Origin of the sequence: Pseudomonas sp. NFACC42-2 (genome assembly GCF_900116055.1) — a bacterium.
Lineage (GTDB): Bacteria > Pseudomonadota > Gammaproteobacteria > Pseudomonadales > Pseudomonadaceae > Aquipseudomonas > Aquipseudomonas marginalis.
Map to the genome: position 1 here is coordinate 221,820 of NZ_FOZO01000006.1, position 11,276 is coordinate 233,095.

At 56.7% G+C, this 11,276-nt stretch carries 10 protein-coding genes and 2 tRNA genes; all 12 read left to right on the forward strand.

Going from position 1 to position 11,276, the window contains the following annotated elements; genetic code table 11:
- Positions 1–39: 39 nt before the first annotated feature.
- The 12 genes from tpiA (at position 40) to BM416_RS14940 (ending at position 11,224) form a co-directional block, all read left to right on the forward strand.
- Positions 40–795 carry a triose-phosphate isomerase gene (gene tpiA, locus BM416_RS14885; protein WP_015885920.1) on the forward strand — a complete coding sequence of 252 codons (756 nt, stop codon included), beginning with the start codon at positions 40–42 and terminating at the stop codon, positions 793–795.
- 4 nt (positions 796–799) lie between these two features.
- Entirely contained in the window at positions 800–1,183 is a 384-nt protein-coding gene (gene secG / locus BM416_RS14890; protein WP_010206600.1) for a preprotein translocase subunit SecG, read from the forward strand.
- Positions 1,184–1,205: 22 nt separating this feature from the next.
- Positions 1,206–1,291: transfer RNA gene (locus BM416_RS14895), tRNA-Leu, on the forward strand.
- 96 nt (positions 1,292–1,387) lie between these two features.
- A tRNA-Met gene (locus BM416_RS14900) sits at positions 1,388–1,464 on the forward strand.
- A 140-nt stretch (positions 1,465–1,604) separates the two neighbouring features.
- Positions 1,605–2,063, forward strand: a complete 459-nt coding sequence (gene rimP, locus BM416_RS14905; RefSeq protein ID WP_003235029.1) for a ribosome maturation factor RimP — start codon at positions 1,605–1,607, stop codon at positions 2,061–2,063.
- A 47-nt stretch (positions 2,064–2,110) separates the two neighbouring features.
- The gene (gene nusA / locus BM416_RS14910; protein WP_003212187.1) at positions 2,111–3,592 is read left to right on the forward strand and encodes a transcription termination factor NusA; all 1,482 of its coding nucleotides are present in this window, start codon (positions 2,111–2,113) and stop codon (positions 3,590–3,592) included.
- A 27-nt stretch (positions 3,593–3,619) separates the two neighbouring features.
- Positions 3,620–6,145 (forward strand): translation initiation factor IF-2, encoded by a 2,526-nt coding sequence (infB, locus tag BM416_RS14915; protein ID WP_027605369.1) that lies wholly within the window; start codon positions 3,620–3,622, stop codon positions 6,143–6,145.
- Positions 6,146–6,304: 159 nt separating this feature from the next.
- The gene (gene rbfA, locus BM416_RS14920) at positions 6,305–6,700 is read left to right on the forward strand and encodes a 30S ribosome-binding factor RbfA (protein ID WP_003176137.1); all 396 of its coding nucleotides are present in this window, start codon (positions 6,305–6,307) and stop codon (positions 6,698–6,700) included.
- A gap of 3 nt (positions 6,701–6,703) precedes the next feature.
- The gene (truB, locus tag BM416_RS14925; protein WP_092488547.1) at positions 6,704–7,621 is read left to right on the forward strand and encodes a tRNA pseudouridine(55) synthase TruB; all 918 of its coding nucleotides are present in this window, start codon (positions 6,704–6,706) and stop codon (positions 7,619–7,621) included.
- A gap of 115 nt (positions 7,622–7,736) precedes the next feature.
- Positions 7,737–8,006, forward strand: coding sequence for a 30S ribosomal protein S15 (rpsO, locus tag BM416_RS14930; protein ID WP_003176135.1), 270 nt, complete (start codon positions 7,737–7,739; stop codon positions 8,004–8,006).
- 195 nt (positions 8,007–8,201) lie between these two features.
- A complete protein-coding gene (gene pnp, locus BM416_RS14935) occupies positions 8,202–10,307 on the forward strand; it encodes a polyribonucleotide nucleotidyltransferase (RefSeq protein ID WP_027605371.1) in 2,106 nt (701 codons plus the stop codon).
- Positions 10,308–10,603: 296 nt separating this feature from the next.
- Positions 10,604–11,224 (forward strand): BON domain-containing protein, encoded by a 621-nt coding sequence (locus BM416_RS14940; protein ID WP_092488548.1) that lies wholly within the window; start codon positions 10,604–10,606, stop codon positions 11,222–11,224.
- The last annotated feature ends 52 nt before the right edge of the window (positions 11,225–11,276 follow it).

Here is an 11,276-nt window from a genome sequence, read left to right on the forward strand (position 1 = left end):
GGGTAACATCTGCGCCCACTTTGACCGACGAGGTACAGCATGCGTCGCACTATGGTAGCTGGTAACTGGAAGATGCACGGTACCCGCGCCAGTGTCGCTGAGCTGATCAATGGCCTTCGTCACTTGGCCTTGCCTAGCGGTGTTGATATCGCGGTGTTCCCGCCTTGCTTGCATATCACCCAAGTGGTGGATGGCTTGAAAGGTAAGTCGATTCAGGTCGGCGCGCAGAACTCTGCGGTGGAAGCCATGCAAGGTGCATTGACCGGTGAGATTGCACCGAGTCAGCTGGTTGATGCGGGTTGTTCCTATGTGCTTGTCGGGCACTCCGAGCGCCGTCAGATGATGGGCGAGCGTGATGGGACACTCAATCGCAAGTTCGCAGCGGCACAGGCTTGTGGCTTGATTCCGGTGTTGTGTATTGGGGAGACCCTTGAGCAGCGTGAATCGGGCAAGACTCTTGAAGTTGTCTCGCGTCAGCTTGGCAGCATCATCGAGGAGCTGGGTGTTGGTGCGTTCGCAAAGGCGGTAATTGCTTACGAGCCGGTCTGGGCCATTGGCACCGGGCTGACTGCTACACCGCAACAGGCGCAGGATGTGCACGCAGCCATCCGTGCTCAGTTAGCGGCAGAGAATTCTGAAGTCGCACAAGGTGTGCGGCTTCTATACGGCGGCAGCGTGAAGGCGGCCAATGCGGTCGAACTGTTCGGCATGCCGGATATCGATGGGGGGCTCATTGGTGGAGCTTCCCTGAATGCAGATGAGTTCGGTGCGATTTGTCGCGCCGCGGGAAACTGAAAAAATGCTGGAAACAGTCGTAGTCGTTTTTCATCTGTTGGCTGCCCTGGGCGTAGTTGCCCTGGTTTTGTTGCAACAGGGTAAAGGTGCGGATGCTGGTGCGTCTTTCGGTGCAGGTGCTTCAAATACTGTGTTCGGAAGCCAAGGTTCCTCTACCTTTCTTAGTAAGTTTACTGCTATACTTGCCGCCGGTTTCTTCATAACCAGCTTAGGGTTAGGTTACTTTGCTAAAGAGAAAGCTCATGTGCTGACTCAAGTAGGTTTGCCAAACCCAGCAGTGTTGGAAGTACCAAAGGCAAAACCGGCTTCTGATGATGTCCCGGTGCTTCAAGAGCAAAAGTCGGCTACTCCAGCGACTGACGTACCTCCAGCTCAAGAGCAGAAGTAAGAAGGGTTGTAAACGCTGTATTGCCGAGGTGGTGGAATTGGTAGACACGCAACCTTGAGGTGGTTGTGCCCATAGGGTGTAGGGGTTCGAGTCCCCTTCTCGGTACCAATTATCAGGAGAGCCCGCTGTTGCGGGCTTTCTTGTAGGTGGAAGGTTACATTGACCCTGTAAGGGATCGGTCGTATACTTCCGCCCCAGCTTTGTCGCGGGGTGGAGCAGTCTGGTAGCTCGTCGGGCTCATAACCCGAAGGTCGTCGGTTCAAATCCGGCCCCCGCAACCAGTTTTAGCGGAGCCCCTTTTAAGGGGCTTTTTGTTAGCTGGACACTTTCAACGCCGCTGTTCGACGGCGTTTCAAGGATGGGCGTTTCGCCCATTTTTTTATTTTGCACAGCATGCACATACATGCACGAGGGGGTTCAGGTGTCGAGCAAGCTAGAAGAGTTGCAGGCCTTGTTGGCCCCGGTGGTCGTGGCCCTAGGCTATGAATGCTGGGGTATTGAGTTTTCGGCTCAAGGTCGCCACTCAATGTTGCGCGTTTATATCGATAAAGAGGGCGGCGTGCTGGTGGACGATTGTGCCATTGTCAGCCGTCAGATCAGCGGTGTTCTGGATGTTGAAGATCCTATCTCCGTTGAATACACCCTCGAAGTTTCCTCGCCAGGCATGGAACGCCCACTGTTCACTATTGATCAGTTTGCAAAATTTGCCGGTGAACAAGTGAAGATCAAGCTGCGATCCCCGTTCGAAGGGCGTCGCAACTTTCAGGGCCTTCTGCGCGGTGTAGAAGAACAGGATGTCGTGGTGCAGGTAGAAGACCATGAGTTCCTGTTGCCGATCGATATGATCGACAAGGCCAACATTATTCCCAGTTTTGACTGAGACGCGGATCCCGCGGATCCAATGGCTTGCGAAAGGCGAGGCGTACGATGAGCAAAGAAGTACTGCTGGTTGTTGAGTCGGTATCCAATGAAAAGGGCGTACCGGCAAACGTGATTTTTGAAGCGCTGGAGCTGGCCCTGGCCACTGCTACCAAAAAGCGTTTTGAAGACGAAGTTGATCTGCGTGTGGAAATCAACCGCCACACCGGTGCCTATGAGACTTTCCGTCGCTGGACGGTCGTCGAAGAGGCCGATCTTGATGATCCGGCCATCGAAACCTGGCCAAGCAAGGTTGCTGAAACGCACCCAGGCGCCCAGGTCGGTGATGTCGTTGAAGAAAAGATCGAGTCCATCGAGTTCGGCCGCATTGCTGCACAGACCGCCAAGCAGGTCATCGTGCAGAAGGTTCGCGAAGCTGAGCGCGCTCAAGTCGTTGATGCCTATCGCGAGCGTCTGGGGGAAATCATCTCCGGCACCGTGAAAAAAGTTACCCGCGACAATGTGATCGTCGACCTGGGCAACAACGCTGAAGCGTTGCTGGCCCGCGAAGACATCATCTCCCGCGAAACCTTCCGTGTTGGCGTGCGTTTGCGTGCGCTGCTCAAGGAAATCCGCACCGAGAACCGTGGCCCTCAGTTGATCCTGTCGCGTACTGCGCCGGAAATGCTGATTGAACTGTTCCGTATCGAGGTGCCGGAAATTGCCGAAGGCCTGATCGAAGTCATGGCTGCGTCCCGCGACCCGGGTTCGCGTGCCAAGATCGCGGTCCGCTCCAAGGACAAACGCATCGACCCGCAAGGCGCTTGCATCGGTATGCGCGGTTCGCGCGTCCAGGCAGTGTCGGGCGAATTGGGTGGTGAGCGTGTGGACATCGTCCTCTGGGACGATAACCCGGCGCAGTTCGTGATCAATGCCATGTCGCCGGCTGAAGTGGCGGCAATTATCGTTGACGAAGATGCCCACGCAATGGACATCGCCGTTGGCGCAGACAATCTGGCCCAGGCCATTGGTCGTGGTGGTCAGAACGTGCGTCTGGCCAGCCAGTTGACCGGCTGGACCCTGAACGTAATGACCGAATCGGACATCCAGGCTAAGCAGCAAGCTGAAACCGGTGACATCCTGCGCAACTTCATCGACGAGTTGGAAGTCGACGAAGACCTGGCGCAGGTGCTGGTAGATGAAGGCTTCACCAGCCTGGAAGAGATTGCCTACGTACCGTTGGAAGAAATGCTCAACATCGACGGCTTTGACGAAGACACCGTCAACGAGCTTCGCGCTCGGGCCAAGGATCGTTTGTTGACTAAAGCCATCGCTACTGAGGAAAAGCTGGCAGACGCCCATCCGGCCGAAGACCTGCTCTCGCTTGAGGGTATGGACAAGGATTTGGCGATGGAACTGGCGGTGCGCGGCGTAATTACCCGCGAAGACCTGGCCGAGCAGTCTATTGACGATCTGCTCGACATCGACGGCATTGACGATGATCGTGCCGGCAAGTTGATCATGGCCGCCCGAGCCCATTGGTTCGAGTAATTAGGCGCGGCCTGAGGAGAGAAGTGCATGACGCAAGTCACGGTGAAACAACTGGCCGATGAGGTCAAAACACCGGTAGAGCGCCTGTTGCAGCAGATGCGTGAGGCAGGTCTGCCGCACACCGCCGCCGATGAAGGTGTGAGCGATAGTGAGAAGCAGTCTTTGCTGACTCACTTGAAGAGCAGCCACAAGGCGAAAGTGGAAGAACCGCGCAAGATTACATTGCAGCGCAAAACCACCAGCACCCTGCGGGTTGCGGGTAGCAAGAGCATCAGCGTTGAAGTACGCAAGAAGAAAGTCTTCGTACAGCGCAGCCCGGAAGAAATCGAAGCCGAGCGCAAACGCGAACTGGAAGAACGTCGCGCAGTAGAAAATGCTGCACGTCAGAAGGCTGAAGAAGAAGCCAAGCGTCGCGCCGAAGAAGAAGCGCGTCGTCAGCCTGCTGCTGCGCAAACTGCTTCCACTGAAGCGGTGGCCGCGCCTGGCGCTCCTGCAGACGCTGTGCGTGAGGCCGCTCCGGTTGCCGCTGCACCAGCACCTGCTGCCGATGCCCGCAAGCGCGAGGAACCTCGTCGCCCGGATAAACCACGTGCCGACGATAACAATCGTCGCGGTGGTGGTGGCGATGGCGAGCGCAAAAACGCTCCGCATCGTGCTTCGGTCAAAGAGAAAGCGCCTGCTCCACGCGTTGCTCCACGGACTACCGACGAAGAAAGCGATGGCTTCCGTCGTGGTGGTCGCGGCAAGGCCAAGCTGAAGAAACGCAACGCCCACGGTTTCCAGAGCCCAACCGGCCCTGTCGTGCGTGATGTGCAGATCGGCGAGACCATCACGGTTGGCGATCTTGCCAACCAGATGTCGGTCAAGGCTGCTGAAATCATCAAGTTCATGTTCAAACTGGGTACTCCAGCGACCATCAACCAGGTGCTTGATCAGGAAACTGCTCAACTGGTAGCCGAAGAACTGGGCCACAAAGTGACCCTGGTCAGCGACACCGCCCTGGAAGATTCCCTGGCTGAGTCCCTGAAGTTTGAAGGTGAGACGTTCTCCCGTGCGCCAGTCGTGACCGTAATGGGCCACGTTGACCATGGTAAGACTTCGCTGCTCGACTACATCCGTCGTGCCAAGGTAGCTGCTGGCGAAGCCGGTGGTATCACCCAGCACATCGGTGCGTACCACGTTGAAACCGAGCGCGGCATGGTCACCTTCCTCGACACCCCAGGTCACGCCGCGTTTACCGCAATGCGTGCCCGTGGTGCCAAGGCGACTGACATCGTGATCCTGGTCGTTGCAGCGGACGACGGCGTGATGCCGCAGACCATTGAAGCTGTCCAGCACGCTAAAGCCGCTGGTGTTCCTCTGGTTGTTGCCGTGAACAAGATCGACAAGCCGGGCGCCGATCTCGATCGCATCCGTAGCGAACTGTCGGTTCATGGCGTGACGTCTGAAGAGTGGGGCGGTGATACGCCGTTCGTTTCGGTTTCGGCGAAAGTCGGTACTGGCGTTGACGAACTGCTCGAAGCTGTCCTGCTGCAAGCTGAAGTACTTGAACTGAAAGCAACTCCGTCGGCCCCAGGTCGTGGTGTTGTGGTTGAGTCGCGTCTCGACAAAGGTCGTGGCCCGGTTGCAACCGTACTGGTTCAAGACGGTACCCTGCGTCAAGGCGACATGGTACTGGTCGGTTCGAACTATGGCCGTGTACGTGCCATGCTCGACGAGAACGGCAAGCCAATCAAGGAAGCCGGTCCTTCCATCCCTGTCGAGATCCTCGGCCTGGACGGTACTCCGGACGCTGGCGACGAGATGAGCGTGCTGTCTGACGAGAAGAAAGCCCGTGAAGTGGCTCTGTTCCGTCAAGGCAAGTTCCGTGAAGTCAAATTGGCTCGCGCGCATGCCGGCAAGCTGGAAAACATCTTCGAGAACATGGGCCAGGCCGAGAAGAAGACGCTTAACATCGTCCTCAAGTCTGACGTTCGTGGTTCCCTCGAAGCGTTGAACGGCGCCTTGAATGGCCTGGGTAACGACGAAGTGCAAGTGCGTGTTGTGGGTGGCGGTGTCGGTGGTATCACCGAGTCCGACGCCAACCTGGCACTGGCTTCCAACGCTGTACTGTTCGGCTTCAACGTGCGTGCCGATGCTGGCGCTCGCAAGATCGTCGAGCAGGAAGGCCTGGACATGCGTTACTACAACGTCATCTACGACATCATCGAAGACGTCAAGAAAGCCCTCACCGGCATGCTTGGCAGTGACGTCCGGGAGAACATCCTGGGTGTCGCCGAAGTACGTGACGTGTTCCGCTCGCCGAAATTCGGTGCGATCGCCGGCTGCATGGTTATCGAAGGTACCGTGTACCGTAACCGTCCAATCCGTGTACTGCGTGAAGACATCGTTATCTTCGAAGGCGAGCTGGAATCCCTGCGCCGCTTCAAGGATGACGCTTCCGAAGTGCGTGCCGGCATGGAATGCGGTATCGGCGTCAAGAGCTACAACGACGTCAAGGCTGGCGACAAGATCGAAGTCTACGAGAAGGTTCAGGTTGCTCGCAGCCTCTAACTCGCGCACTTCAGGAGCCACGCCGCGTGTGGGCATGCAAATGCCCCGCGCAGCGTGAGGACTCTAAACGCAACGCCCGGTCTGGCTTTTGTCAGGCCGGGCGTTTGCCGCTTTCAGACCCCATGGGTTTCACCGTGTGGCAGTAACAGGTAACAAGACATGGCAAAAGAATACAGCCGTACCCAGCGTATCGGCGATCAGATGCAGCGTGAGCTGGCCCAACTGATCCGTCGCGAAGTCAAAGACCCCCGCGTTGGCCTAGTCACCATCACCGCTGTTGAAGTGAGCCGTGACGTGGGTCACGCGAAGATCTTCATCACCGTGATGGGGCAGGACAATAGCGAAGAAATCGCGCAAAGCATCAAGGTACTCAACTCGGCCGCAGGTTTCCTGCGCATGCAGTTGGCCCGTGAAATGAAGCTGCGCAGCGTGCCCCAGTTGCACTTCCACTACGACGAAAGCGTTGTGCGTGGCGCGCACCTGTCGGCACTGATCGAGCGCGCCGTGGCTGAAGACAGCCAGCACCCATCCACACCTGAAGACGCCAAGGAGTAAGCGGTGGCTCAGGTCAAACGTATCCGTCGCAACGTCAGCGGCATCATTCTGCTCGACAAGCCGATTGGCTTTACCTCCAATGCCGCGTTGCAGAAAGTCCGCTGGTTGCTCAATGCCGAGAAGGCCGGACACACCGGCAGCCTCGATCCCCTGGCCACCGGTGTACTGCCGTTGTGCTTTGGCGAGGCCACCAAGTTCTCGCAATACCTGCTCGATTCCGACAAGGGTTACGAAACCCTGATGCAACTGGGCAAGACCACCACCACGGCAGACGCCGAAGGTGATGTTTTGCAGGTTCGCGACGTGATCGTTGGTCGTGCTGATATCGAAGCTGCTTTACCTGCTTTTCGCGGGCAAATCAGTCAGATACCGCCGATGTACTCGGCTCTAAAGCGTGATGGGCAGCCCCTTTACAAGCTGGCACGTGCGGGCGAAGTAGTGGAGCGCGAACCGCGTTCTGTTACTATTGCGCGCTTGGAATTACTCGCCTGTGAAGGTGACACCGCGCGCTTGGCCGTGGACTGCAGCAAAGGCACTTATATCCGTACCCTGGTGGAGGATATTGGTGAAAAGCTCGGTTGCGGCGCGTATGTAGCTGAGCTGCGACGCACCCAGGCCGGACCTTTCAGCCTGGCCCAGACGGTCACGCTGGAAGAGTTGGAGGCGGTACACGCCGAAGGTGGCAACGAAGCGGTTGATCGCTTCCTGATGCCGTCGGACAGTGGTTTGCTGGATTGGCCATTACTGCACTTTTCGGAACACAGCGCGTTCTACTGGCTTAACGGCCAGCCGGTACGTGCCCCGGATGCCCCGAAGTTCGGCATGGTGCGGGTACAGGATCATAACGGTCGCTTTATCGGTATCGGTGAAGTGAGCGAAGACGGGCGCATCGCGCCACGTCGACTGATTCGGTCAGAATGACCGAACGAGTGTGGCTGTTAACAGGCACGGTCAACACTCATTTTTAGATACAGGGATTTGTCCCTGGCCTGTTGAAACTGCCCTTTGGGTGGTTTCCTGAAAAAAGGATTGCCTCATGGCTCTCGACGTTCAAGAAAAAGCACAAATCGTAGCTGACTACCAGCAAGCTGTTGGTGACACTGGTTCGCCAGAAGTGCAAGTTGCACTGCTGACCCACAACATCAACAAGCTGCAAGGTCACTTCAAGGCCAACGGTAAAGATCACCACTCCCGTCGTGGTCTGATCCGCATGGTAAACCAGCGCCGTAAGCTGCTGGACTACCTGAAAGGCAAGGATCTGGGTCGTTATCAGGCTCTGATCGGTCGCCTGGGTCTGCGTCGCTAATCAGCGATTGCGCTAGAGGTTGGTTGTCTGCCGTGTGTCAGTGGGATTCCCGCTGGCCCATGGTAGGCTCCCAGCCTCAAGTTTTATCTGGATACACGTTTTACCCCTGGACAAGGGTTGGGCCGATTCCCGACATTGCCCAAGAATTTCGCAAGAAGACAAGTTCCCCAAGAGCCACAAAGAAGGTAGGACACCGTGAACCCGGTTATCAAAAAATTCCAGTTCGGTCAGTCGACCGTTACCCTCGAGACAGGCCGTATCGCCCGTCAAGCCTCCGGCGCAGTGCTGGTTACCGTTGATGACGACGTTACCGTATTGGTGACCGTTGTTGGCGCCAAGCACGCCGACCCAAGCAAAGGCTTCTTCCCTCTTTCCGTTCACTACCAGGAAAAGACTTACGCTGCCGGTAAGATCCCTGGCGGTTTCTTCAAGCGCGAAGGCCGTCCTTCCGAGAAAGAAACCCTGACTTCCCGACTGATCGACCGTCCGATCCGTCCGCTGTTCCCAGAAGGCTTCATGAACGAAGTGCAGGTTGTCTGCACCGTCGTTTCCACCAGCAAGAAAACCGATCCTGACGTCGCTGCGATGATCGGTACTTCGGCTGCCCTGGCCATCTCCGGTATTCCTTTCGATGGCCCGATCGGCGCAGCCCGCGTTGCTTTCCACGAAAGCACCGGTTACCTGCTGAACCCGACTTACGAGCAACTGAAAGCATCGAGCCTGGACATGGTCGTTGCCGGTACGTCGGAAGCCGTATTGATGGTTGAATCGGAAGCCAAAGAGCTGACCGAAGACCAGATGCTGGGTGCAGTACTGTTTGCTCACGACGAGTTCCAGGTTGTGATCAACGCTGTTAAAGAACTGGCTGCCGAAGCTGCCAAGCCTACCTGGGCCTGGGCTCCGCAAGCCGAAGCCACCGAACTGCTGGGCGCTATCCGCTCCGAGTTCGGCACTGCGATCTCCGACGCCTACACCATCACCGTCAAGGCCGACCGTTACGCTCGCCTGGGTGAGCTGAAGGACCAGGTTGTTGCCAAGCTGTCCGGCGAAGAAGGCCAGCCTTCTTCCAGCGAAGTCAAAGCAGCCTTCGGTGAAATCGAATACCGCACCGTTCGCGAAAACATCGTTAACGGCAAGCCACGTATCGACGGCCGCGACACCCGCACCGTTCGTCCGCTGAACATCGAAGTCGGCGTTCTGCCGAAGACTCACGGCTCGGCACTGTTCACCCGTGGTGAAACCCAGGCACTGGTCGTCGCGACCCTGGGTACTGCCCGTGACGCACAGCTGCTGGACACCCTGGAAGGCGAGAAAAAAGACCCCTTCATGCTGCACTACAACTTCCCGCCGTTCTCGGTGGGCGAGTGTGGTCGCATGGGTGGCGCTGGTCGTCGCGAAATCGGTCACGGCCGTCTGGCCCGTCGTTCGGTCCAGGCCATGCTGCCTGCTGCTGACGTGTTCCCGTACACCATCCGTGTGGTGTCGGAAATCACCGAGTCCAACGGTTCCAGCTCCATGGCTTCGGTCTGCGGTGCTTCCCTGGCGCTGATGGACGCGGGTGTGCCGATGAAGGCGCCGGTTGCCGGTATCGCCATGGGCCTGGTTAAAGAAGGCGAGAAGTTCGCCATCCTGACCGACATCCTGGGCGACGAAGACCACTTGGGCGACATGGACTTCAAAGTAGCCGGTACCGCCAAAGGTGTTACCGCGCTGCAGATGGACATCAAGATCAAGGGCATCACCGAAGAAATCATGGAAATCGCCCTGGGCCAAGCCCTGGAAGCGCGCCTGAACATCCTCGGTCAGATGAACCAGATCATTGGTCAGTCCCGTACCGAACTGTCGGAAAATGCTCCGACCATGATCGCGATGAAAATCGACACCGACAAAATCCGTGATGTTATCGGTAAAGGCGGCGCGACCATTCGTGCGATCTGTGAAGAGACCAAGGCTTCGATCGACATCGAAGACGACGGCTCGATCAAGATCTTCGGCGAAACCAAGGAAGCTGCAGAAGCTGCGCGTCAACGCGTCCTGGGCATCACCGCTGAAGCCGAGATCGGCAAGATCTACGTCGGTAAGGTTGAGCGCATCGTCGACTTCGGCGCATTCGTCAACATCCTGCCAGGCAAAGACGGTCTGGTTCACATCTCCATGCTGAGCGACGCTCGCGTTGAGAAAGTCACCGACATTCTGAAAGAAGGCCAGGAAGTGGAAGTGCTGGTACTGGACGTGGACAACCGTGGCCGTATCAAGCTGTCCATCAAGGACGTAGCAGCAGCCAAGGCTTCGGGCGTTTAATTACCCCCGGGCTTCACGCTGAAAAAGAGGACTCTTCGGAGTCCTTTTTTTATGCATGAAGGAAAATGCCGAAAAATCAGACGCTTAGTAAATCGCAAAAGCCGCAACTTGCACGCAGGCCCGATGGCGTTCATGCAAGTTGCACGATTCCGGAATTCGAGTGTTTTTATAACTGTATGATTTTTAACGATTTAATCTTCGACAGCGACTTGGCACACTGCCTGCAATAACCCTGTTAACGCTGCAGCATCAAGGTTCACACACTGCAGACTTTTAATAAAACAGGAGTTACTCGTATGAAGAAGTTCGCTCTCGCTACTGCTACCGCTCTGACCCTGGCCATGGGTGCTAACGTGGCCTTTGCCCAGACTTCCCAAGCTCCAATGACCCTGGCGGCCGGTGAAGCCACCAAGGCAAAAGAAAGCGTTTCGGATACTTGGATCACTACCAAAGTTAAATCCGATCTGCTGACCGAAAAAGGCATCCCTGGTTCGGACATCAAGGTTGAGACCAACAAAGGTGTGGTTTCCCTGTCTTCGACCGTAGCCATTTCGGACTCGCAGAAAGAAACTGCCGTAGCGATCACCAAGAAAATCAAAGGTGTAACCGCAGTTTCGGCTGACGGCCTGTTGGCTGGCGGCGCTACCAAGGCAGACAACATCGACAAAACCAAAGGTGCAGCGGCTGACGCCAAAGGCGCAACCTCCGATACCTGGATCACCACCAAAGTCAAAGCTGACCTGGTCACCGAGAAAGGCATTCCTGGCACCGACATCAAAGTCGAAACCAACAAGGGTGTAGTTTCCCTGTCCTCTTCGGTCGCTGTGACCGAGGCACAGAAAACGACCGCGGTGAACATCACCAAGAAAATCAAAGGCGTTAAAGCTGTATCGGCCGATGGCCTGAAAGCAGAGTAACGCTCAAGAATTCGTCTGAACTAGCGGCGGCGGCGCGTGAGTTAGATATCCA